Below are 21432 nucleotides of genomic sequence, written 5' to 3'. Positions count from 1 at the left end.
CGGAGACCTAGAATGAAGACCCTGCTGATCACTGCGGCTGCCCTGACCTTCGGCGCACAGGCCTTTGCCCAGACCGCGACCGCGCCTGCCGCCGGTACGGCCACCGAGACCGCACCGATGACCGCTCCGGCCGCCGCGATGGATGCGACAATGCTCTCCGAGGCGAACCCCGGCATCAGCGCCGACTGGTTCGAGGGTCTGGCGATCTACACCACCAACCAGCCCGCCACCACCGCATGGGATGACGAAGCCGATTGGGGCACCGCACGCCCCGACGACTGGACCCAGATCGGTGAGGTCGAGGACGTGATCCTGTCGGCCGACGGTCAGGTGATCGGCTATTCCGCAGATATCGGTGGCTTCCTGGGCATGGGCGAGCGCAACGTGCTGCTGTCGCCGGACCTGGTCCGTCTGGCGGACTTTGACGATGCCGTCCTGTGGGGCGACAGCACGGTCTTCGTGACCAACCATACCCAGGAAGAGCTGGAAGCCCTGCCCGAGATCGCGGACGGCGCACTGCTGGACGACTGATCCGGACAGAGTGTGTTCACGGTATGCGGGGGCGTCGAAAGACGCCCCCTTTTTCCTGCGCGGACGAAATGTTCGTCTGTATTCAAGGCGTTGTATGTTTTCGGGCATATTCGTGACGATTATGCCCACTGCGCCCTTGACGGGCGGGCGCGCCCTGCGTAAACCCCCTCTCACCCCGGCGGGCGATCGTCCGGGGGATGAGTTGGGCGGTTGTAGCTCAGTTGGTTAGAGTACCGGCCTGTCACGCCGGGGGTCGCGGGTTCGAGCCCCGTCAACCGCGCCACAACTCATCATTCGCCCGAAGGAAATGCGCGGTTGTAGCTCAGTTGGTTAGAGTACCGGCCTGTCACGCCGGGGGTCGCGGGTTCGAGCCCCGTCAACCGCGCCATTTCTTCCCTTTCCCTCCCGATCCGGATCGCGCTAAGACGGCGCCGAAATCGTGCATATCGGAGGATGCGATGACGGACATGGTCCAGGCCCGGCAACTGATCGACGCTTTGGGACGCGCCGCCCGCGAGGCGGCCGTGATCCTGGCGCAGACGCCAGCCGGACCCAAGGCCGCGGCCCTGCGCGCCGCAGCCGACGCCATCGACGCGCGTCACGCCGATATCCTGACCGCCAATGCCCGCGACCTGCAGTTCGCCCGCGACAAGGGTCTGTCCGACGCGATGCTGGACCGGCTGCGGCTGGACGATGCGCGGCTGGACGCCATCGCGGGCAGCCTGCGCGACGTCGCGGGGCAGGACGATCCCGTGGGCCAGGTCATCGCGGAATGGGACCGGCCCACCGGCCTGCACATCCGCCGCGTGCGCACGCCAATCGGCGTGATCGGGGTGATCTACGAGAGCCGTCCGAATGTCACCGCCGATGCCGGCGCGCTGGCGCTGAAGTCGGGGAATGCGGTGATCCTGCGCGGCGGCTCGGAAAGCCTGCATTCCAGCGCCGCGATCCATGCCTGCATGGTCGAGGGTTTGCGCGCGGCAGACCTGCCCGAGACCGCGATCCAGATGGTCCCCACCCGCGACCGTGCGGCGGTCAGCGCCATGCTGGGCGCGCAGGGGCTGATCGACGTCATCATTCCGCGCGGCGGCACGGGGCTGGTGGGCCTGGTGCAGGAGCAGGCCCGCGTGCCGGTCTTTGCGCATCTGGAGGGCATCTGCCACGTCTATGCCGACGGCGCCGCCGATCTGGAGAAGGCGCGCCGCGTGGTGCTGAACGCCAAGACCCGGCGGACCGGCATCTGCGGATCGGCGGAGTGCCTGCTGATCGACAGGGCGTTCTTCGCGCGCCATGGCGACGTGCTGATCCGCGACCTGCTGGAGGCGGGCGTCGAGGTCCGGGCCGAGGGCGAGCTGGCGCGCATCCCCGGCACCGTCCCGGCGCAGCCCGACGATTTCGGGCGCGAGTTTCTGGACATGATCATCGCCGCAAAGCTGGTGGACGGGGTGGAGGAGGCCATCACCCATATCCGCCGCCACGGCAGCCAGCACACCGAATCGATCCTGACCGAGGATGACGCGACCGCCGAGCGGTTCTTTGCCGGGCTGGACAGCGCGATCCTGATGCGCAACGCCTCGACCCAGTTCGCGGACGGTGGAGAGTTCGGCATGGGCGCCGAGATCGGCATCGCCACGGGCAAGATGCATGCCCGCGGGCCGGTGGGCGCCGAGCAGCTGACCAGCTTCAAGTATCTGGTCACCGGCGACGGGACGATCCGCGCCTAGAACGCGATCTCGCCCCCGGTCGCGTCGAATTCGTGGCGCAGGGGGCGGGACTGGGCGCGCGCGGCCTCGGCCAGCAGGGCGAAATGCACCTCGGACGGGGCCAGGGGTCGCGGCTGGCGACCGTCCAGCCAGGCCCAGAGATCCGGGTCCACGCGCGCGCGGTCGCATTCCGCGACCAGCCGCCACGCTGCCCCGTCGCGCAGCACGATCACCCGCCCGCCCCATGGCAGCGCGGTCTCGACGCACATCAGCGCCAGGGTCAGCATGCGGATCTCGGGGCGCGGAAAGTCGCCCGCCGCGTCCAGCGTGATCTGCAGCCGGCCCTGCGCCGCGATGCCCTCCAGCAGTCGGCCCAGCTCGGCCCGGCCGATGCGCTGATCGCCCTGCGCCATGCCGAAGGCCATGCGATAGGCCTGGATCCGCGTGCGCGCGGCAGCGACCGCCTCGGCGATCAGCCGCATCTCGGCCGATTGGGCGATGCCCGGAAAGTCCGTCGACATCTCCAAGAGTTCGACCCCGTTGCCGATCGCGCCCAGGGGCGAGACCAGGTCGTGGCACAGCCGCGAGCCCAGCAGGGCGGCCAGATCGCCCGCTGCGATCGGCATTGTATCAACCGTCATCCGTGATACCCTTTGCGTTGAATGGACCAAGGAGCCTGCGGTGAACGACATCCTGGAACCCGGCATGATCGTGCGTCATCCCGGTGCCCCCGAATGGGGCGAGGGCCAGGTGCAGTCGCGCATCGGCGACCGCATCACCGTCAACTTCGCCGAGGCGGGCAAGCAGGTCATCGACGGGCGTCGGGTGACCTTGCAGATCCTGAACCTGGGCGGCATGTGAACTCCTGAACGTTGCCGCGCAAGGATGCAACCGGGGGTTGCGGGGCGCAAGCGGAACTTGGCGCGGGGGCGGCTGCGTGTTGCATTGCGGCCCCGCCCTGGCCTAGACAGTCGGCACCTGCTGAAACGGACATGCCGTGAACCGAACCGACCCCGCCTTCTTCGAGATCCGCCTTGCCGTCACGCCCCGGGACCTGATGGCGGCGCAGCGCCTGCGCTATCGCGTCTTCGTCGAGGAGCTGGGCGGCACCGGCCCGCTGGTCGATCACGACGCGCGGCTGGAGCGGGACGAGTTCGACCCGGTCGTCGATCACCTGTGCCTGATCGACACGCGCCGCGATCCCGAGGCGCTGGATCATGTCGTGGGCGTCTATCGCCTGCTGCGCAGCGATGTCGCGGCGGGCTTCGGGCGGTTCTACTGCGATGGCGAATACGATCTGGCGCCGCTGCGGGCCAGCGGGCGGCCGCTGCTGGAACTGGGCCGGTCCTGCGTCGATCCCGAGCATCGGGGCGGGGCGGCGATGTTTCTGATGTGGAACGCGCTGGCCGATTACGTTCTGGATCACGGCATCCAGATCCTGTTCGGCGTAGCCAGCTTTCACGGCACCGATGCCGCGATGCTGGCGCCGCCGCTGGCCTGGCTGCACCACAACCACCTGGCCCCCGAGGCGCTGCGGCCGCGCGCGCGGCCCGAGGGCTTTCAGTCCATGGATCTGCTGCCCCCCGAGCGGATCGACCGCCGCGAGGCGATGCTGGCCATGCCCGCGCTGATCAAGGCCTATCTCCGCCTTGGCGGCATGGTGGGCGAGGGGGCCTTCATCGACCGGGCCTTCAACACGACCGACGTCTTTCTGCTGATGGACACGGCGGCCATGTCGGCCAAGCACAAGCAGTTCTACGAAAGCCGCTGGCAGCCCGCATGAGCGCGACCTGGCGCGAGGGTGACCCCATGCCGCTGCCCGGCCCGCGGGGCGTGGCGGGTTGGTGGCGGGTGATCCGGCGCGGCCTGCCCGCGGTTCTGGTCCTGCTGCTGGGCGTCGCGCTGATCCTGCCCCTGCGCGGGATCGAGCGGCTGGTCCACGGCCGCCGCCGCCCCTGGACCGGGCCGCACGTGCAGCTCGTTTGCCGCCTGGTGCTGGCCTGCATTGGCATCCGCTGGCGGCGGGTCGGGCAGCCGATGCGCGGGCCGGGGGCGGTCGTCGCGAACCATTCCAGCTGGCTGGACATCCTGGTGCTGAACGCGGCCCTGCCGGTGATCTTCGTCAGCAAGGCGGAGGTGGCCTCCTGGCCCGGCATCAACATCCTGACCCGCGTGACCGACACGCATTTCGTGGCTCGCGACCCCCGCCTGGCCGCCGCGCAGGCCGAGGAATTCGCCGCCCGCACCCGCGCGGGGCACCGGCTGCTGTTCTTTCCGGAAGGCACGTCGACCGACGGACGGCGGGTGCTGCCGTTCAAGCCCACGCTGTTCCAGGGCTTCCTGGCCCCAGATCTGCCCGCCGGGCTGGCGGTCCAGCCGGTCAGCGCGGACTATCGCGCGCCCGACGGCGCCGATCCGCGATTCTACGCCTGGTGGGGGGACATGGATCTGGGGCCGCATCTGCTGAGCGTGCTGGCCGCGCCGCGGCAGGGCGGGGTGGTCGTGACCCTGCATCCGCCGCTGGCCACGGCCGGCCAGACGCGCAAGTCCCTGGCTGTCAAGTCCGAAGAATTGGTGCGCGCGGGCGTCATGGGCGCTATGCTTGATTCCGGGTTGCCAGCCGGGACACCGTCCCATATCTCGCCCGTTCAGCCGACAGACACACCAAAGGATGCGTAGGATGACTCGTTTCGCCGCCCCCATCGCCGAGCAGATCTGGGACATGAAGTACCGGATGAAGGACGAGGACGGGCAGGCGGTCGATGCCTCGGTCGAGGACAGCTGGCGCCGCGTCGCCCGCGACCTGGCCCGCGTCGAGGCGGATCCCGCCCAGTGGGAGGAGAAGTTCTATGCCGCGCTGGAGGACTTCAAGTACCTGCCCGCCGGCCGCATCCTGGCGGGCGCCGGCACCGGCCGGTCGGTGACGCTGTTCAACTGCTTCGTCATGGGCACCATCCCCGACAGCATGGCAGGCATCTTCGACATGCTGAAGGAGGCCGCGCTGACCATGCAGCAGGGCGGCGGCATCGGCTATGACTTCAGCACGATCCGGCCCCGCGGCGCGGTGGTCAAGGGGGTCGCGGCCGACGCCTCGGGCCCGCTCAGCTTCATGGACGTGTGGGACGCGATGTGCCGCACCATCATGTCGGCGGGCTCGCGCCGCGGCGCGATGATGGCCACGATGCGCTGCGACCACCCGGATGTGGAGCAGTTCATCACCGCCAAGCAGGACAGCGCCCGGCTGCGCATGTTCAACCTGTCGGTCCTGGTGACCGACGCCTTCATGGAGGCGGTCAAGGCCGACGGCCCGTGGGACCTGACCTTCGGCGGCCGCGTCTACAGCACGGTCCAGGCGCGCGACCTGTGGAACCGGATCATGAAGGCGACCTATGATTTTGCCGAACCGGGCGTGATCTTCATCGACCGGATCAACAAGGCCAACAACCTGAACTATGTCGAGACGATCGCGGCCACCAACCCCTGCGGCGAGCAGCCCCTGCCGCCCTATGGCGCCTGCCTGCTGGGGTCGATCAACCTGGCGCGGCTGGTGACGAACCCCTTCACCGACGCGGCCGAGCTGGACCCCGAGGCGCTGGACGATCTGGTCCGCACGGCGGTCCGGATGATGGACAACGTGGTCGACGCATCGAAATTCCCGCTGGACGCGCAGGCCGAGGAGGCCCGCAACAAGCGCCGCATCGGCCTGGGCGTGACCGGTCTGGCCGACGCGCTCTTGATGCTGGGCCTGCGCTACGGCGCGGCCGACGCGGTCGAGCAGACCCGCGTCTGGATGAAGGCCATCGCCCGGTCGGCCTATCTGGCCTCGGTCGATCTGGCCAAGGAGAAGGGCGCCTTCCCGCTGTTCGACGCCAAGAAGTACCTGGCGTCGGGCTTCATGTCCAAGATGGACAAGGACGTCCGCGACGCCATCGCCAAGCATGGCATCCGCAACGCGCTGCTGACCTCGATCGCGCCCACCGGCACGATCAGCCTCTATGCGGGCAACGTGTCCTCGGGGATCGAGCCGGTCTTCGCCTATGCCTATACCCGCAAGGTCCTGCAGAAGGACGGCTCGCGGACCGAGGAGGAGGTTGTCGATTACGCCGTGCAGATGTGGCGCGACCTGAAGGGCGACGCGGCGCTGCCCGATTACTTCGTGAACGCGCAGACGCTGGCACCCAAGGACCACGTCGCCATGCAGGCCGCGGCGCAGGAATGGGTCGACAGCTCGATCTCCAAGACGATCAACTGCCCCGAGGACATCAGCTTCGAGGAGTTCAAGGACGTCTATCTGGCGGCCTGGGATCTGGGCTGCAAGGGCTGCACCACCTATCGCCCGAACGACGTGACCGGATCGGTCCTGTCGGTCAGCGAGAAGACCGAGAAGGCCCCCGAGGCCGACAAGGGCGCGGACGTGGTCTATCTGACCGAGCCGCTGGACCGTCCCGCGGCCCTGGAGGGCGCGACCTACAAGCTGAAATGGCCGGGGTCGGAGCACGCGATCTACATCACGATCAACGACATCATCCACGGCAATCACCGCCGCCCGTTCGAGATCTTCATCAACTCCAAGAACATGGAGCATTACGCCTGGACGGTCGCGCTGACGCGCATGGTCTCGGCCGTGTTCCGCCGCGGGGGCGACGTGTCCTTCGTGGTCGAGGAGCTGAAGGCGGTGTTCGATCCGCGCGGCGGGGCGTGGATGCAGGGCCGCTACGTGCCCTCGATCCTGGCGGCCATCGGCGGCGTAATCGAGCGTCACCTGATCGAGACGGGCTTCCTGGCGGGCGAGGGGCTGGGCCTCAAGGCTGATCCGCAGGCCGAGGTGATGGCCGTGGGCGAAGCCCCGCGCGGCCCCTCCTGCTCCAGCTGCGGCCAGTACGGGATGCGCATGGTGGAAGGCTGCATGACCTGCCCCAGTTGCGGCCACTCGAAATGCGGGTGAGCGGGCAGGGCGGGTTGTGTGCGACCAAGCATAAAATGAGCTTTACCCCAACTCTTTGAGCCTTTCTGCAAGCATAAAGCGAGCCCGGAATTATTCCGGGCTCGCTTTATTATTATTTATCAGTGCATTGCTCTGCGTGCTTATTTCGACCCCGCGGTCACTTCGAAGCCCTCGGACCTGAGCTCGGTCCGGTTGACGCGCCTGACATGCCTGCGCATCGTCCAGGCATCCGCCACAAGCTCGGCGGCCGGTCACGGTCCGTTTCCGTCCCGCTGCCAACCTTGGGATATCAGCAGTCGTCTCTCTCCCCGCCGGAAAAGCGCCAGCTTTTCCGAACAGCCGAGGCTTGTCTCTGACCAGGACCAAGCCGCCATTCCTTTCTCGCGACCGGATCCCCTCCGGCCGTCGGCCCCCTCATGCCCGGAGTATTCCCGTGACCCGCATCCCCTTCATCGAGGCCCGCTTCTTCAGCGCAAGCGAAGGCCGTATCGAACTCGAAACCCGCTTCATGCGGCATCTGCGCAAGCTGCGCTGCAGGAGGATCCCTCCGGACCGCGTCGCCCTGCCCGCCGGGACCCATGCACCAGGCGGGATGTCGGATATGGACCTTATGGGGATCATCAGGTTCAGCGATGACGACGAGGCCCGCATCAAGCGGCGCGTCGATCGAATCATCAAGTGCCGCGCGGCCGCCTCCGACCTCGAACATCTGAAGCGCGATGACCGGGAGCGGCTGGAGACGCTCAAGGACGGCGCGCGGCTGATCTCGCTCCGAGACGAGCATCACGCCGATGAACTGGCCGCGGGACTGCACCAGGACATGCCATGGATGGCGCCGGCCACCGAGGTGGTCTGGCGGGCCATGCGCCGTTCGGTGCGCGAGGGCTGGCCGGGACTGAGGGTGCCGCCTGTGCTTCTCGATGGCCCGCCCGGCATCGGAAAGAGCCATTGGGCGCGGCGATTGGGCAAGCTCCTGTCGCTGCCCACCTCGGTGATCGAGGCCACGGGCGAGAATGCCAGCTTCGGCATTGTCGGCACCCAACGCGGTTGGGGCGGGTCGTGCCCGGGACGGCTGATCGAAGCGATGCTGCAAAGCCGCATCGCCAACCCGCTCATGATCGTAGACGAGGTGGAAAAGGCCGGCACGGCCGTGTCGACGAAGGGCCATGCCTTCGGTCTGGCCGAGGCGTTTCTGCCGCTGCTGGAACCGCTGACCGCAGCCCGCTGGAGCTGCCCCTACTTTCAGGTGCGGTTCGATATAAGCTGGGTGATCTGGGTGCTGACCTCGAACGATCACCGGTTGCTGCCGGAGCCCTTGCTCAGCCGCTGTCCGCCGATCCGGCTGCGCCATCTCACCCTCGCGGAGCTCGAGGCCTTCGCGCGCCGCGAGGGTGCCAAGCGCGACCTCTCCGAGACCTCCATCGAGGCGATCTGCGAGATCCTCTCCCATCCCTCCCTGCAACAGCACCGGCCTAGGCTCCAGACCCATTGATTTCATGCTTTTCGCGTGATTCAGGCTCCTCAAGGAGACCTGATCGATGAGTAATCTTTACTGGCTGAGCGACGCCCAGATGGAGCGTCTGAAACCGTTCTTTCCCAAAAGCCATGGCAAGCCCCGCGTCGATGATCGCCGTGTCCTCAGCGGCATAATTTTCATCAATCGCAATGGGTTGCGGTGGTGTGACGCGCCGAAGGAATACGGCCCGGCCAAAACCCTCTACAACCGCTGGAAGCGCTGGAGCGACAACGGGGTTTTTGCCCGGATCATGGTCGGCCTTGCCGCCGAGAGCGCCGAGCACAAGACGATCATGATCGACGCGACCTATCTCAAGGCACACCGCACGGCCTCAAGCCTTGGGGTGAAAAAGGGGGGCGCGGGCGCCAGATCGGGCGCACCAAAGGCGGTATGAACACCAAGTTGCACGCTGTCGCCGATGCCAACGGGCGGCCGATCGGGTTCTTCATGTCGGCCGGCCAGGTCAGCGATTACACCGGCGCGGCGGCGCTGCTGGGCAGCCTGCCGAAGGCTGGGTGGCTTCTGGCCGACAGGGGCTACGACGCTGATTGGTTCAGAGACGCGTTGAAAGACAAGGGGATAAAGGTTTGCATCCCCGGACGGAAGTCCCGCAAGAAGGTCGTCAAATACGACAAGCGGCGTTACAAAAGGCGTAACCGCATCGAAATCATGTTCGGGCGTCTGAAGGACTGGAGGCGCGTCGCAACCCGTTATGACCGCTGCCCGGAAACGTTCTTCTCAGCTATTATGCTCGCCGCAACCGTCTTGTTCTGGCTGTGAAACTCAATGGGTCTGGAGCCTAGGCTCCAGACCCATTGATTTCATGCTTTTCGCGTGATTCAGGCTCCTCAAGGAGACCTGATCGATGAGTAATCTTTACTGGCTGAGCGACGCCCAGATGGAGCGTCTGAAACCGTTCTTTCCCAAAAGCCATGGCAAGCCCCGCGTCGATGATCGCCGTGTCCTCAGCGGCATAATCTTCATCAATCGCAATGGGTTGCGGTGGTGTGACGCGCCGAAGGAATACGGCCCGGCCAAAACCCTCTACAACCGCTGGAAGCGCTGGAGCGACAACGGGGTTTTTGCCCGGATCATGGTCGGCCTTGCCGCCGAGAGCGCCGAGCACAAGACGATCATGATCGACGCGACCTATCTCAAGGCACACCGCACGGCCTCAAGCCTTGGGGTGAAAAAGGGGGGCGCGGGCGCCAGATCGGGCGCACCAAAGGCGGTATGAACACCAAGTTGCACGCTGTCGCCGATGCCAACGGGCGGCCGATCGGGTTCTTCATGTCGGCCGGCCAGGTCAGCGATTACACCGGCGCGGCGGCGCTGCTGGGCAGCCTGCCGAAGGCTGGGTGGCTTCTGGCCGACAGGGGCTACGACGCTGATTGGTTCAGAGACGCGTTGAAAGACAAGGGGATAAAGGTTTGCATCCCCGGACGGAAGTCCCGCAAGAAGGTCGTCAAATACGACAAGCGGCGTTACAAAAGGCGTAACCGCATCGAAATCATGTTCGGGCGTCTGAAGGACTGGAGGCGCGTCGCAACCCGTTATGACCGCTGCCCGGAAACGTTCTTCTCAGCTATTATGCTCGCCGCAACCGTCTTGTTCTGGCTGTGAAACTCAATGAGTCTGGAGCCTAAAGACAAGTTGGGCGATCTTGGTCACAACCAGATCTACGCCCCGGTTCCTGCCATTCCGCTCGGCGGCCAGATGCGGATCGATGTCCTGCAGATCGTCGATGCTCCAAGCTATCTGAGGATGGTGGCCGAAATCGCACCGCCCCGTGTGATGACAATGAAGGAACTTACACGCCTGGCGTTCGGAGACGGTGCCAAAGAGACCTTGGCCGGATTGCTGAAGAAGTGACGCTTTGATCGTAGGTTAGAGCCGCTGTTTCGGCATGTCCTGCAAAATCATCTGCCATGCCCTCGGACGGAAGCCTTCGGGCCGCATGACGACTTGCAAACCGGAGCAGCATCAACGTCTCGGCATACGACGACAATCGTTCAGCTAACGTCCCTTTCAGTGTCGGTTGGTATCCGGATAACGCTGTATTTCGCCATTCTGTGCCGAGTTCGCGCGAGGCATCGCAATAGCGCGGGTACAGTCGCTTCGGAATAGCGCTGCTCTGCCTTGACGCACGGCCGGGCGGCCGCCTCAAACCCTTTACGACGAGCCAAGCCCTGACCATGCAGCGTCGGCGACGAACGTCCGCTCCTACGTCCTGAGATCCATGTTATGCGGCACCGCTGTCAGGTGGCTCCCCGGACCATGCCCAGATCTGGCTGGACAGCGCCCGGATCAGATCCTCCGGCAGGCCAAGGGCCTTGCCCACGTCGCGCAGCGCACCCTTGCTGCGATAGCGGATCACCACCGCGGTCAGCGCGGCGCGGTCGCGGCCACAGGTGCGGTAGATCCGCTGGATCACCTCCTCGCGGCGCTCATGCTCGAAGTCCACGTCGATGTCGGGCGGCTCGCGGCGCTCCTCGCTGACGAAGCGCTGGAACAGCAGATCGTTGCGGCCCGGATCGATGGAGGTGATCCCCCGCACGAAGTAAACGGCCGAGTTCGCCGCCGACCCCTGGCCCTGGCAGAGGATGCCCCGCGAGCGGGCGAAGCGCACGATGCTGTTCACGGTCAGGAAGTAGGGGGCATACTCCAGCCGGTCGATCAGGCGCAGCTCATGCTGGAGGCTGGCGGTAACCTCGGTCGGGACGCCTTCGGGATAGCGCTCGGCCGCGCCCTCCCAAGTCAGCCGCTCTAGCATGGCCTGGGCGGTGACTGTGGGATCGTCGCGCTCCTCGGGATACTGGTATGCCAGCTCGTCGAGCGAGAAGCGGCAGGCCTCCGCGTTCCGGGCCGCGCGGGCCAGCGCTTCGGGGTAGCGGGTGAACAGCCGTTGCATCTCCACAGGCGTCTTCACGTAGCGGTCGGCATGACGCTCGCGGTGAAAGCCCAGGGCGTCGACGGTGGTGTTGTGGCGGATCGCGGTAACCTCGTCCTGCAGGATGCGGCGATCGGGCTCGTGGAACAGCACGTCATTGGTGCCTGAGGCATGCATCTTTGCGCGGGCACTCGCAGGCGCGAAGCGATGGGTGATCAGCCGGGACGACACGGCCTGGCCGCTCCCCCGTCCCGATAACCCAGGAACCCCGCTGGCCGGGACCCAGGCCGCGCTGCAGGCCCATCTGGCCGCCGGGCTCCGTAAACGCAGGCCCGCCTATCTCGCGGAGGACCCTCACTTGCGCCAGACCGCTGCAGCGTTGTGGGACGATCTTGGGTATCCCGAGCTTGACGGGGAGGCACGGACCGACCCGGTCCTAATTCTGACCCCGCGATGCCTCCGGGCATTACTGGCACCGCAGCCCGGGAGCGCGGAGCGGCTGGCGGCACTGACAACGCGCCATCCTGGCATGACCGTTGCGGCGTTCCTTCCACCGAATGGCGTGCCGCGCCTTCTGTCGATGGACCGGCTGAACGCCATCATCCGATCACGGCTGAGAAAAATGCGCCTGGCGTTGGAGGTGGATTCAGACTGTCAGAACGATGATCCGGGCTAGGAATTCCCCGCGCCTGCATGAATGCATATATTGAGTGTTGAGGGACAGAGATATCTGCAGGGAAGTGCGAAGAGGCCCGAAGAGCAGCGAAGATGTGCGAAGGGCCTGTAAAACAAGGTGGTATGGGCAGTTGAGGCCGTCTGCCGGGGCGCACGGGTCTTGTCCTGCAGTGAAACTTAAATGGGGGCTTAAAGCCGACTTGAGATGAGAGTTCGAAGCATTGCCGAGCGCATCGAACGCGCCAAAGTGGCCAGCAATTGCAGGGGTATTAGGTAGGCGGCACCGGAAACCGGCGTGATCGGCCACCACCCGAACCTACAAATCAGACCGTAGCTTAGACGTGCCAGTTGTAGGTTCGGAATTGTTCAATGATAACTGTAACTTACAATTTCCCATGCATGGCAGGCACCATGCCCAAACCTACAACTGATTTCAGGTAAAGATGGGCGGTTTCGGATCAGCAGTTATGCTCAGGTGGCGCTGTCCGCACCCGTCGCATTGCGCAATCTCGGCTGATGCTTTCCGCAGTTAATGCGCCCTGTAACGGTGCGAGACACCGCTATACGTCAATCTGTTGCGTAGGGCAGAGCGATAGCGGCTACATGAAGCGTAGGAACAGATCGCTAACATCTAGACTCCGCACCGGCAGCGCGGTAAATGAATAGCCGCAGGGTGGTCTAGACCCTGCGGCTTAAGCAACCCGCCGTTGGCTGGCGGACTTTTAGGATATCCTGAAGCGGTGTTTAAGCCGTTCAGAGTCTGCGGTCAAGTCCAGTCAACGGCACTTCACGAGAAGTGACGATGAAAAGTAATCGAAACCCGAGCTATAAGCTCACATTTGATGACGCTCGTGTGATCTGGCAGCGCTACCGACGAGGGGACTTTCAGAATCGGATCGCTGCTGACTTCGACGTCAATCCAGGGCGTATTAACGAAGTGATCAAGGGCAAGCTGTTCCCTGGTAGTGACAGCGAGATTTGAACGCTAGTGAGACTGTGTCGGGCGGGGAGGTTTCCCCGCCCGATCTCATGTAGCACCTATCTCGTTCTATTTTTCCCGACGGGTGACGGCGTCCAGGATTGCGGCCAGGTAACGAAGCAGCAGCGAAAAGCCGCCGAGTCCCATTCCTAACAGGATGAGCCGGAACAGAAGGGCCCAATCTGCTTCGGTCACCGATCCATCGACGACATACCCTACGGTGTTAATGCCCTGCCACGTCGCCAACGCGTAACAAATCCAAGACGCTACCAACATGCCGACTGAGACGTCTAGCCGACGCGGGATAAGCATGCCGCTGGTTCGACTATTCTGACGCGCTGAACGAACTTCTGCGGAGGTGCTCTCGACCGTCATATCATTCCCTCGCTGTATGCCCCCACCACACCACTTGACCCAGGATGCGGATGCGATCCGCGTCGGCGGGGGCCACGAGCTCGGTCGGGAAGCCATCATTGTCTGAGTGTAGCAGAAGTGCCGTAGGAAGGCGTTCGATGCGTTTGACGCGCGCCTCTCCGTCCGGGCCGATCATGGCATAGATCTTGCGGCCTGTCGGAGTGACCTTTCTGCGATCGATCATCACCAGGTCGCCGTCGCAAAGGGTGGGCGCCATGCTGTCACCCTTGACCGGTAGGACCATCGCCGATGCAGGCGAGATGCCCTCTCTTGCCAGCCAGTCCCTGCGGAATGCAATCGCCCCGGCGGAGAGATCGCCATCGTGGTCTGCGCCTGGTCCCGCTGACAGCTGCGCACTGTAGCGAGGCACAGCCGCGAACTCGTGCCCATCGATTTCGGCAGCAGATCCGCCTGCGTCGACGCGCGGTGGTCCGATGTAGAGCTCAAGCCCCAGCGCCTCACAAATCTCGCTGACACGGTTCAGCGTAGGACCTGCTTTGCTTCGTCTGAGCACGTTGCGGAGCGCATCCACCGGGAGGCCATGCTTAGTTTCCACAGCAAAGGGACTGGTCCCGAGCTCGCTGAGCCTGGTCCTTACTGTCTCAGCGAAGGTCTCATCTGCACGGCTCATAGTTCGGGATATTTACCGAATAGCCCTTGCTTGACAATCGGGAACGTTACCGGCACAAATATCGGTAATGAAACCGAGAGAAGTGGCAATGAGCATCGAAGCAGTGCTGAAGCTCGCAGATCTTTACGTCGAGCATAGCGGCCTGAAGCAGTCGACCGTTTCGACATACGCCGCAGGCGACGGGAAGTTCTTCGGCAGTCTGGAAAGCGGGATGGCCGGATGCACGTTCCGGCGAGCTGACAAGGTGACGGCCTGGTTCTCTGAGAACTGGCCCGCCGACCTTGAATGGCCGCGCGACATTCCGCGCCCGACGAAACCCAAATCCAAAGAGGCTGCATGATGAACGCGGACCGCCTGGACCTGCGCGATCTGGCGCGCGGTGTTCTTACCGAGATGAATGATCGCGACCGCGTCGCGCTGATGGCCGAGATGCTGACCGAGCTGCGCGGGCCGCGCGCGCTAGATCTGCTGTCTGTGGCCCGCGCCTCTGCCAGTCTGCGGATGCAGGAGATCATCGACGCGCGCTATCCGCTGCACGAGCTGGCGGAGGTCTATGGCGGCCCGGCGGCCGTCAGGGCGCGGGTTTCCGGCGCTTGCGGAGAGCTGACATGATCGGCGCGCAACAGGTCAAGCGGGCATGGGAGAAGGCGCGGCGTCAGGAAGCAGATGCGCCGTCCAGCCCCTCCTCGCTCAGCTGCGAGAAGGTCTCGATAAAGCTCTCGAACGCTAACCGTGTGACCCTGTCGGTGTCGGGAGACGATGCCAATGTGTCGATCACGTTGGTGATGCGCTCTCTGGCGATCGGGTCGTCCCGGACGGCGGCAGCACCGACCACCGACAGCAGCATCCCGAAGGCGCTGGTCAGGGTTTGGGCGGTATCCTCCAGCCGCTTGATGCGCCTGGGCAGATCATCGTTCTCGGCCATGAAATCCCTCCATCAGGTTGTTGGCACGGCTGATGGTAGGGGCCACCCGGCCCAGCCCAAAGCGGAAAGCGCGGGCCGGTCGGGTGGCGATCCTCTCTGCGCTCGGACGGCTGCGGCGGTCGAGATGCGAGAGCCTGCCCGCCCGCGCGCCCTTTCCTCCTCCCTGCGCGCGGGCAGGCAGCGTCTGAGCCGTCTTCGGCGGCGGCTGGATGACAGCCCCCTGGGCGATCTGATCGGCGCGGTCAGCATCTGGCTGATCGTGATCCTCTTCCTTCTCGGCACGGCCTGACGGCCCAAGAACATCGGACAGTGAGCATGAGCGACCCCATCCTGATCCAGAGCAAGACCAGCCTGCCCATCGACCAGATCGAAGTCACCGGGCGGCTGCGCCCCGTCAGCCCCGCCGGGGTGGCCACCATCGTCGCCTCGATCCGCGAGATCGGGCAGCTGGCCAACCCGGTGGTGGTGCGCCAGCTGCGCCGCAAGGGCGAGGTAAGCTGGCACGTCCTGGATGGCGCGCATCGGCTGTCCGCGGCGATCGAGCTTGGCTGGACCGAGGTCCCGGTCCGCGTCTTCGAGTGCACCGACGATCAGGCACGGATCATGGAAATCGACGGGAACCTGTCGGGGGCCGAGTTGAACCCGCTGGACACCGCCGTTTTTCTGGCCACCCGCAAGGCGGTCTATGAGCGCCTGCACCCCGAGACAAAGGCAGGCGTCGCGGGCGGACTGGCCCGCCAGGGTTCAGCAAGCGACATGATGTCGTTTGCTGCCGCCACTGCCGAGAAGTTTGGTCTCTCACAGCGCCACGTCGAGCGGCTGGTTTCGGCTGGCACCAAACTAGGGCCGGACGAGATCGCACGGCTGCGCAAAGCCCCCCGGCAGGTTACTCTGAAGGACCTGCAGGACATCTCGAAGATCAATAGCCCCTCGGATCGCTATGACGTGGTCGATGCGCTGGTCGAGGGATCTGCCAAGTCGGCCAGCGCCGCGCTGAAGGCCCGCCGCGGACCTTCCGCGCCCGTCGAGGCGGACCCACTTGAAGAGCAGTTCAAGGCCCTGTCAAAGGCCTGGTCCCGCGCGGGTGCCGCAGCCCGGCGGCGGTTCCTCGCCGCGCATGTGGACGATCTGCCCCCCCTGATCCTGGACGAGTCCGCGCGGCATGACGATCCGGCCATTGTCGCGATGCATGCCCGTCTGAGCGCGGTGGCCGCGGAATGACACGGATCACCCCCCAGCAGGAATGGTGGACGGCGGGCGAGTTGGCCGCGTCGGGTCTGCCAGACCTGCCCAGCACCCAGCAGGGCGCTGATGCGCTGGCCAAGCGCCTAGACTGGCGGGCGCATCCGCAGTTCGCGCGGCGCCGGGCCGGGCGCGGCGGGGGCTGGGAATATCATTGGAAGCTGCTGCCGTCGCGCGCGCAGGCCGCGCTGCTGCGGTCGGTCGCCACCCCGGCTGAGTCGGCGGATGCCGGGCGCATGGACCGCGGTGCGGCTTGGGCCTGGTTCGACGGTCTGCCCGCGCCGGTCAAGGACGAGGCTCGGGACCGCCTGCGCATCATCCAGCTGGTCGAGGCGCTGCAGGGCGCCCTGGGCAAGTTCATGGCGGTCGAGACCATCGCCCGCAACGAGAAGAAGGCCGCGCGGACCATCTGGAACTGGTTCGAGATGATCGGCTGCGTCGATGAGGCCGACCGGCTGCCCTATCTGGCCCCTCGCCACCGGGCCGCCAAGCCGCGCCGTGAGCGTGCCCAGTGCAGCCCCCAGTTTCTGGACTGGCTGAAGGCGGATTACCTGCGCCTTGCGGGGCCGAGCTTCAACAGCAGCTATGAGCGGGCCGCCAAGCTGGCCAAGGCCCATGGCCTCGGGGTGCTGACGCTGCGCACCGCGCGCCGGTGGATGGAGGAGAATGTGCCGCGGGTGACCCAGATCTTTGCCCGCGAGGGTGAGAAGGGTCTGGCGCGCTGTTTCCCGCCGCAGATCCGCGACCGGACCCAGCTGGAGGCCATGGAGGCCGTCAACGCCGACTGCCACAAGATCGACGTCTTCGTGCAGTGGCCCGGCATCGACAAGCCCGTGCGCCCGCAGATCGTGGCCTTCCAGGACCTGTATTCCGGCAAGATCCTGTCCTGGCGCGTCGATCTGGACCCGAACAAGGTGGCGGTCATGTCCGCCCTGGGCGAGTTGGTCGAGGCCTTTGGGGTGCCGCGTCACTGCCTCTTCGACAACGGCCGGGAATTCGCCAACAAGTGGCTGACCGGCGGGGCACCCACGCGGTTCCGGTTCAAGGTCCGCGCGGACGATCCCCTGGGCGTCCTGCCGATGCTGGGCATCAAGGTCCACTGGGCCACCCCTGGCCATGGTCAGGCCAAGCCGATCGAGCGGGGGTTCCGCGACTTTGCGGACCGCATCGCCAAGGACCCCCGCTTTGCCGGGGCCTATGTCGGCAACCGCCCGGATGCCAAGCCGGAGGATTACGGCAGCCGCGCCGTGGCGCTCGAGGATTTCCTGACCGTCCTGGACGAAGGCATCCGCGACCACAACGCCCGCCAGGGGCGTCTGTCGGACACGGCAAGGGGCCGCAGCTTCGATGACACCTTTGCCGAAAGCTATGCCCGCGCGCCCATCCGCAAGGCCACGCCGGAGCAGCACCGCCTTTGGCTGATGGGTCAGGAGGTCCGCAAGCTGAACGCCAATCACGGTGGGCTGCTGCTGTTCAAGAACGGCTATTGGTCGGACTGGATGAACGAGCATGCCGGCCGCCGCGTCGTGGCCCGCTTCGACCCCGAGAACCTGCATTCCGGCGTCTTTCTCTACACCCCGGAGGGCGAGTTCCTTGGCCAGGCCGAGTGCCGCGAGAAGGTCGGGTTCTTCGACATGGTCGGCGCCAAGCTGCACCAGCGGCAGCAGCGCCTGCGCCGCAAGGCCGAGAAGCAGCTGCTGGAGGCGATGCGCCCCGTCGGCGTCGGCCATCTGGCGGATGCGCTGAACGCGCTCGATCGACCCGAGACGCCCTTGGTCGAGGCCAAGGTGGTCGAGATGGCCCCGGTGCGTCGGCAGAGGCCGGTCTTCGAGCGCGAGATGCCCGTCCCGGAGGTCAGCGACGAGCTGGAGGAGCGCCGCGCCGGTGTCCTGCTGAGCTTTCGTCAGGCGGAGGCGCAGCCGATCGAACCAGAGGAGACGCCCGCCGACCGGTTCCGGCGCGCGATCGACATCCTGGGGCGATCCGAGGCGGGGCTGCCTGTCGGCAGCGCCGAGGCGGACTGGGTCGGGATTTATCAGAACACCCCTGAATTCACGCGGCAGCGGATGCTGTTCGAGGATTTCGGGGAAGAGGGGCTCGGTTGAGCCAGGAAGAACGCCGCGGGCGTGCAGACCCGCGGCGCAAAGAGACAACGTGAGGCAACGATGACAGAAGAACGCACCCTCTACAATACCGTCGCGCCGCTGAGGAATGTCGGCGCCCTGGTCGAGCTGATCGACCGCGTCCAGAAGCGTGGTTTCGGCCTGCCCGGGATGGCCACGTTCTATGGCCCCTCGGGCTATGGGAAGACCACCGCCGCCGTCTATGCGGCGAACCGGTATCGGGCCTACACGGTGCAGGTCAAATCGGCCTGGACGGCCAAGAAACTGTGCAGCGCGATCCTGCAGGATCTGGGGCTGCCGCCCGCCCGCACCATCGCGGACATGATCGACGACATCGCGGGCGAGATCGCCAAGTCGGGCCGCCCGCTGATCATCGACGAGGCCGACCAGCTGATCGGGCGCAACATGATCGAGATCGTCCGCGACATCTATGAGAGTTCGGGCGCGACCGTGATCCTGATCGGCGAGGAGCTGCTGCCCCAGAAGCTGCAGAAATGGGAACGGGTCCATGGCCGGATGCTGGACTGGGTGCCCGCGCAGCCGGGCGATCTGGGCGACGTCAAGCACCTGGCGCGCATCTACTGCGCGGGGGTCGAGCTGGATGAAGAGCTGCTGGCCTATCTGCTGAAGGAGAGCAACGCCTCGATCCGCCGGATCTGCATCAACCTGGACCGCGTCCGCGAGTTCGCGCTGACCAAGGGCCTGAAGGCAGTGAGCCGGAAGGACTGGGGTAAGGCGGGCTTCTTCACCGGCCACGCCCCTGCACCCCGGAGGATCTCGGCATGAGCGGCGCGCGCAAGGCGGGGCGCCGCCCGGCAGGATCGGCGACACCCGGCCGTCAGGAAATCTGGCAGGCGATCCGCAGCCATGGCGGCAAGGTCTTCACGGCCGAGATGCTGGTCACGGCAACCGGTGCAGATCGCAAGACCACGGCCGATTATCTGCGGTGCCTGGTTCCCGGCAAGGTCGTCGAGGCGCTGGATGAGGGCGGCTTCAGGCTGATCGACGATCGCGGTTTCCATGCCCCGCGGCTGAACCGTGCGGGCCAGCCCGTCACGCAGGGGGCCGGCGTCGAGAACCTCTGGCGCTCGATGCGGGGGCTGGCGGAGTTCAGCCCCCGCGATCTGGCCGCCCATTCCACAACCACAGATGTCGAGGTCACCGAATGGACGGCCAAATCCTACTGCCAGATGCTCCTGAAGACCGGGTTCCTGCGCGTGGTCCAGAAGGCCGAGCCCAGCAAGGGGCGGCAGGCCGTCTACCGTCTGATCCGCAACTCCGGACCGCTGCCGCCTCAGATCCAGCGGGTCAAGCATGTCTTCGACCCGAACACGCAACAGGTGCATGTGCCCGGGGGCGGCCGATGAGCGGCCCCGTCGAGAAGGCACGCGCCGCTTGGGGGGACGAGATGCCGGACTGGGTTCTGGGGCTGGCCACCGCCTGTGCATCGACCAGCCAGAGCAAGGTCGCGACGCGGATGAACCGTTCGGCATCGCTGGTCTCGGCCGTCCTGGCCAACAGCTACAAGGGCAGCCTTGAGGCCGTCGAAGAGGTCTATCGCGGCGTCTTCGAGCTGGCCGTGGTCGAATGCCCCGCCCTTGGCACGCTGCCCACGAACGAGTGCCGCGACTGGCAGGCCAAGGCCAGCCGCTTCGTGAACGTCAATTCGCAACGGGTGCGCATGTATCGCGCCTGCCATGCCTGCCCCCGCTACAGGAGCAAGACCGATGCCTGACGCCGTCCCTGCCATGGATGCCGAGACTGTCGCGGTGCGCGACATGGCCCACTTCATCCTGGCCTTCATCGAAGGTCATTCGAGCGGCTATCTGGCCTGCATCCATGCCGCCACCATCGTTCTGACATCCATGTCCGTCGAGCAGGCCGATCCGACCGCCACGCTGGACGAGCTGCTGGCCGAGATGCGCGCCGAAGGTCTTGCCATGATCGAGGTCATGTCCTCGGGGGCGGTGCATGATGCCTGATCCTGACGAGATCATGGCTGAGATGGCATCCGCCCGCCCGATGCTGGCCAGCGCCGTCATCGCCCGGCTGCAGGAGATCGTGCGCGACCATGGCGATCTGCCAGTGATCCTGGCTGACCGTGACGTGACCCTTCGCGAACTCATCCCCTACGACGCTGACGGAAACACCGTCGGCAAACCCACCGAAATCGGCCTGCACGGCTGGTGAGCAGAGGAAGAAATCCGATGACCCAATTCACCCCCCATCCCATCCCCGACGGCATCGTCCAGGTCGGCGCCAAGCGATACATGCCCGACGCGAAGGGCGGCCTGGTCCCGGTCGAACTGATCAAGCCGCAGGTCCAGCTGGAGGACGAGACCGTCCGCCGCATCATGGGCTTTGCCCTGGCGCTGAGCGACCAGATCGGCCGGTTCAAGGGTCACACCGTCTCGGACCTGGGCGAGTTCGACGCGCTGCTGGCGCAGGAGTATGACACTCGCAAGGGTGGCCCCAAGGGCAACCGCAGCTACAAGACGCATGACGGCCTCTTCGAGGTCGAGGTCCGCGTCCAGGATCAGGTCGAGTTCGGCCCCGAGCTGCAGATCGCCAAGACGCTTGTGGACGAGTGCCTGAACGAGTGGGCCGAGAACGCCCGCGCCGAGATCCGGGCCATCGTCACTCGTGCCTTCAACACCGACAAGGAAGGACAGATCAACCGGTCCGAGATCTTCATGCTGCTGCGCCTCGACATCGATGACGCGCGGTGGAAGCGGGCCATGCAGGCGATCCGCGATGCCATGCGCATCACCGGCTCGAAGTCCTACATCCGCTTCTGGATGCGGGACAGCCATGACGCCCCGCGCCGCGCCGTGACCATCGACCTGGCGAGTGCGTGA

The 21432-nt window shown here is 65.6% G+C and carries 27 protein-coding genes and 2 tRNA genes; 24 read left to right on the top strand and 5 right to left on the bottom strand.

The genetic code is table 11. The annotated features are described in order from the left end of the window. The first annotated feature begins 12 nt into the window (after positions 1-12). The 4 genes from AACG61_RS08720 to AACG61_RS08705 all read left to right on the top strand — a co-directional run bounded on the left by AACG61_RS08720 (position 13) and on the right by AACG61_RS08705 (position 2255). Positions 13-531, top strand: a complete 519-nt coding sequence (locus AACG61_RS08720; RefSeq protein WP_411836751.1) for a PRC-barrel domain-containing protein — start codon at positions 13-15, stop codon at positions 529-531. A gap of 206 nt (positions 532-737) precedes the next feature. Then, positions 738-814, top strand: a tRNA-Asp gene (locus AACG61_RS08715). Positions 815-842: 28 nt separating this feature from the next. After that, positions 843-919, top strand: a tRNA-Asp gene (locus AACG61_RS08710). A 70-nt stretch (positions 920-989) separates the two neighbouring features. Further along, positions 990-2255: a glutamate-5-semialdehyde dehydrogenase gene (locus AACG61_RS08705; protein ID WP_411836750.1), complete on the top strand. Its 1266-nt coding sequence runs from the start codon at positions 990-992 to the stop codon at positions 2253-2255. Here the strand turns inward: AACG61_RS08705 and AACG61_RS08700 are convergent. Continuing rightward, complete coding sequence (locus tag AACG61_RS08700; RefSeq protein ID WP_411836749.1) at positions 2252-2875, bottom strand: histidine phosphotransferase family protein; 624 nt, start codon at positions 2873-2875, stop codon at positions 2252-2254. The genes AACG61_RS08705 and AACG61_RS08700 overlap by 4 nt on opposite strands. 40 nt (positions 2876-2915) lie before the next feature. Here AACG61_RS08700 and AACG61_RS08695 point away from each other — a divergent pair, with 40 nt between their 5' ends. The 8 genes from AACG61_RS08695 to AACG61_RS08660 all read left to right on the top strand — a co-directional run bounded on the left by AACG61_RS08695 (position 2916) and on the right by AACG61_RS08660 (position 10567). Beyond that, on the top strand, positions 2916-3095 hold the full coding sequence (locus AACG61_RS08695; RefSeq protein ID WP_411836748.1) for a DUF3553 domain-containing protein: 180 nt from the start codon (positions 2916-2918) through the stop codon (positions 3093-3095). Positions 3096-3291: 196 nt separating this feature from the next. Further along, complete coding sequence (locus AACG61_RS08690) at positions 3292-4017, top strand: GNAT family N-acetyltransferase (protein WP_411839483.1); 726 nt, start codon at positions 3292-3294, stop codon at positions 4015-4017. After that, on the top strand, positions 4014-4913 hold the full coding sequence (locus tag AACG61_RS08685) for a lysophospholipid acyltransferase family protein (RefSeq protein ID WP_411836747.1): 900 nt from the start codon (positions 4014-4016) through the stop codon (positions 4911-4913). Before AACG61_RS08690 ends, AACG61_RS08685 begins: the two co-directional genes overlap by 4 nt. A 1-nt stretch (position 4914) precedes the next feature. Next, the gene (locus AACG61_RS08680; protein WP_411836746.1) at positions 4915-7179 is read left to right on the top strand and encodes an adenosylcobalamin-dependent ribonucleoside-diphosphate reductase; all 2265 of its coding nucleotides are present in this window, start codon (positions 4915-4917) and stop codon (positions 7177-7179) included. 433 nt (positions 7180-7612) lie between these two features. Further along, positions 7613-8671: an AAA family ATPase gene (locus tag AACG61_RS08675; RefSeq protein WP_411836745.1), complete on the top strand. Its 1059-nt coding sequence runs from the start codon at positions 7613-7615 to the stop codon at positions 8669-8671. 46 nt (positions 8672-8717) lie between these two features. Further along, positions 8718-9475, top strand: a protein-coding gene (locus AACG61_RS08670) for an IS5-like element ISPaes2 family transposase (protein ID WP_411836744.1) whose coding sequence is annotated in 2 segments (ribosomal slippage) — positions 8718-9042 and positions 9042-9475 — 759 coding nt in all. Because the reading frame shifts where the segments join, the coding sequence is not laid out codon by codon here. Positions 9476-9560: 85 nt separating this feature from the next. After that, a protein-coding gene (locus AACG61_RS08665) for an IS5-like element ISPaes2 family transposase (protein ID WP_411836744.1) occupies positions 9561-10318 on the top strand; the annotation gives its coding sequence in 2 pieces (ribosomal slippage) (positions 9561-9885 and positions 9885-10318; 759 coding nt in all). A gap of 6 nt (positions 10319-10324) precedes the next feature. Then, positions 10325-10567 carry a T6SS immunity protein Tdi1 domain-containing protein gene (locus AACG61_RS08660; RefSeq protein WP_411836743.1) on the top strand — a complete coding sequence of 81 codons (243 nt, stop codon included), beginning with the start codon at positions 10325-10327 and terminating at the stop codon, positions 10565-10567. Positions 10568-10937: 370 nt separating this feature from the next. On the opposite strand, the gene AACG61_RS08655 is transcribed toward AACG61_RS08660, so the two are convergent. Beyond that, complete coding sequence (locus tag AACG61_RS08655) at positions 10938-11816, bottom strand: hypothetical protein (RefSeq protein WP_411836742.1); 879 nt, start codon at positions 11814-11816, stop codon at positions 10938-10940. 127 nt (positions 11817-11943) lie between these two features. Between AACG61_RS08655 and AACG61_RS08650 the strand changes: the two genes are divergently transcribed. After that, positions 11944-12261 (top strand): hypothetical protein, encoded by a 318-nt coding sequence (locus AACG61_RS08650; RefSeq protein WP_411836741.1) that lies wholly within the window; start codon positions 11944-11946, stop codon positions 12259-12261. A 1047-nt stretch (positions 12262-13308) separates the two neighbouring features. Here AACG61_RS08650 and AACG61_RS08645 read toward each other — a convergent pair. Then, entirely contained in the window at positions 13309-13614 is a 306-nt protein-coding gene (locus AACG61_RS08645) for a hypothetical protein (protein WP_411836740.1), read from the bottom strand. 1 nt (position 13615) lies between these two features. After that, a complete protein-coding gene (locus AACG61_RS08640) occupies positions 13616-14284 on the bottom strand; it encodes a helix-turn-helix transcriptional regulator (RefSeq protein ID WP_411836738.1) in 669 nt (222 codons plus the stop codon). Between the two features lie 88 nt (positions 14285-14372). Between AACG61_RS08640 and AACG61_RS08635 the strand changes: the two genes are divergently transcribed. Both AACG61_RS08635 and AACG61_RS08630 read left to right on the top strand, forming a co-directional pair. After that, complete coding sequence (locus tag AACG61_RS08635; RefSeq protein ID WP_411836737.1) at positions 14373-14624, top strand: hypothetical protein; 252 nt, start codon at positions 14373-14375, stop codon at positions 14622-14624. Continuing rightward, entirely contained in the window at positions 14621-14896 is a 276-nt protein-coding gene (locus AACG61_RS08630; protein ID WP_411836736.1) for a hypothetical protein, read from the top strand. Before AACG61_RS08635 ends, AACG61_RS08630 begins: the two co-directional genes overlap by 4 nt. Positions 14897-14939: 43 nt before the next feature. On the opposite strand, the gene AACG61_RS08625 is transcribed toward AACG61_RS08630, so the two are convergent. After that, entirely contained in the window at positions 14940-15209 is a 270-nt protein-coding gene (locus AACG61_RS08625) for a hypothetical protein (RefSeq protein WP_411836735.1), read from the bottom strand. A gap of 124 nt (positions 15210-15333) precedes the next feature. Here AACG61_RS08625 and AACG61_RS08620 point away from each other — a divergent pair, with 124 nt between their 5' ends. Genes AACG61_RS08620 through AACG61_RS08580 form a run of 9 tightly spaced genes read left to right on the top strand, consistent with a single transcriptional unit; the run spans position 15334 to position 21432 of the window. After that, complete coding sequence (locus AACG61_RS08620) at positions 15334-15498, top strand: hypothetical protein (RefSeq protein WP_411836734.1); 165 nt, start codon at positions 15334-15336, stop codon at positions 15496-15498. A 26-nt stretch (positions 15499-15524) separates the two neighbouring features. Continuing rightward, positions 15525-16430 (top strand): ParB/RepB/Spo0J family partition protein, encoded by a 906-nt coding sequence (locus tag AACG61_RS08615; protein ID WP_411836733.1) that lies wholly within the window; start codon positions 15525-15527, stop codon positions 16428-16430. Further along, on the top strand, positions 16427-18556 hold the full coding sequence (locus tag AACG61_RS08610) for a transposase domain-containing protein (RefSeq protein ID WP_411836732.1): 2130 nt from the start codon (positions 16427-16429) through the stop codon (positions 18554-18556). The genes AACG61_RS08615 and AACG61_RS08610 overlap by 4 nt, the downstream gene beginning before the upstream one ends. A gap of 60 nt (positions 18557-18616) precedes the next feature. After that, positions 18617-19360: an AAA family ATPase gene (locus AACG61_RS08605; protein ID WP_411836731.1), complete on the top strand. Its 744-nt coding sequence runs from the start codon at positions 18617-18619 to the stop codon at positions 19358-19360. After that, the gene (locus AACG61_RS08600; protein WP_411836730.1) at positions 19357-19941 is read left to right on the top strand and encodes a hypothetical protein; all 585 of its coding nucleotides are present in this window, start codon (positions 19357-19359) and stop codon (positions 19939-19941) included. Before AACG61_RS08605 ends, AACG61_RS08600 begins: the two co-directional genes overlap by 4 nt. After that, positions 19938-20309, top strand: coding sequence for a hypothetical protein (locus AACG61_RS08595; RefSeq protein WP_411836729.1), 372 nt, complete (start codon positions 19938-19940; stop codon positions 20307-20309). The genes AACG61_RS08600 and AACG61_RS08595 overlap by 4 nt, the downstream gene beginning before the upstream one ends. Then, the gene (locus AACG61_RS08590) at positions 20302-20556 is read left to right on the top strand and encodes a hypothetical protein (protein WP_411836728.1); all 255 of its coding nucleotides are present in this window, start codon (positions 20302-20304) and stop codon (positions 20554-20556) included. The genes AACG61_RS08595 and AACG61_RS08590 overlap by 8 nt, the downstream gene beginning before the upstream one ends. A 13-nt stretch (positions 20557-20569) precedes the next feature. Then, positions 20570-20764 carry a hypothetical protein gene (locus AACG61_RS08585; RefSeq protein WP_411836727.1) on the top strand — a complete coding sequence of 65 codons (195 nt, stop codon included), beginning with the start codon at positions 20570-20572 and terminating at the stop codon, positions 20762-20764. Positions 20765-20781: 17 nt separating this feature from the next. Further along, positions 20782-21432 carry a DUF3164 family protein gene (locus AACG61_RS08580; RefSeq protein WP_411836726.1) on the top strand — a complete coding sequence of 217 codons (651 nt, stop codon included), beginning with the start codon at positions 20782-20784 and terminating at the stop codon, positions 21430-21432.

It is taken from the genome of Paracoccus sp. ME4 (assembly GCF_046736325.1).
In the GTDB taxonomy this organism is placed as follows: domain Bacteria; phylum Pseudomonadota; class Alphaproteobacteria; order Rhodobacterales; family Rhodobacteraceae; genus Paracoccus.
This window is presented reverse-complemented; position numbering and strand designations above follow the sequence as displayed.